We start from the raw sequence: 1,023 nt of genomic DNA, 5'->3' as shown, positions 1-1,023 counted from the left end.
CTCGACACGCGCTTCACCCCGTCCCGGCGCCTGCCGCACGCCATCGTCCAGCCCGGCATCGACCAGGGCAGTTGGCGCCTGGTCTATGAGCAGATACGCGGCGTGGTATGCCTGAGCGAAGTCAGCACCCCAGTCGGCGGCGTCGAGCGCATCGACTACGACGACGCAGGCCACCGCTTCCCCGGCGATGCCTACGCCGCCTTGCCCAGGGTCACCCGGCACACCGTTGTCCCGGGGCGCAACCAGCCCGACATGGTCACCACCTACGACTACACCAGCAACAACTTCCTCGGCTTCGGCAGCGGCATCTCCTGGCGCGACGATGGTGAGGACAACCTCTACAAGAGCACCGACAGCCGCTTCAGCTATGGCTCCACCGCCTTTTACCTGTCCGGTGGCCAGCCGCTGCGCAGCATCACCCGCACCTTCAACCGCTTCCACCTGCTGACCCTGCAACGCACCGAGCAGGCCCACGACGTGTTCGACGAAGGCAGCGACCAGCCACGCCGCGAAACCTGCATCCAAGAAACCAAGACCACCTACCACGAGCTGCCCAATCTCAACTTCGCGCAGCAGCCGGCCTACTTCCAGCTGCCGCGAGTGCAGAGCCAGAGCTGGAGCATCCGCGAGGACCTCGCTCGCCGGCGCGAACAGGTGGTCATCACCCTCTACGACGAGCACGGCAACCTGACCCTGGAGTCCCAGGCCGCGCCCCCGGTGTACCAGGGCGAGACGCTCGACGAAGCGCGCACCCTGGCCGGCGCGATGCGCACCCAATACAGCTACTACCCACGCGAAGGCGAAGGCGATGATTGCCCGCCCGACCCGGAAGCCTTCGTGCGTCACCGCAAGAGCGCCACCCAGCTGCCGGCCGAGACCAGCGAAGGCCAGGCCGCCCCCTTGCGCACCCGCTACCGCTATCGGCACCTGCCAGCACTGAGCACAGCGCCGCAGTCCAACGGCCTGCTGATCGCCCACGAGGAGGACGTGCTGCAGGTGCAGGGCGAGCATGAGCAACTGCTG

1 pseudogene is annotated in these 1,023 nt (G+C 67.3%); it reads left to right on the top strand.

From position 1 onward, the window contains the following. Positions 1-1,023, top strand: a pseudogene (locus RAC97_RS24590) (hypothetical protein); the annotation flags it as partial.

The organism is Pseudomonas sp. LS_2 (assembly GCF_042709235.1).
In the GTDB taxonomy this organism is placed as follows: Bacteria; Pseudomonadota; Gammaproteobacteria; order Pseudomonadales; family Pseudomonadaceae; genus Aquipseudomonas.
The sequence above is the reverse complement of the archived record's forward strand: the minus strand, read 5'-3'. Positions and strand labels throughout refer to the sequence as shown.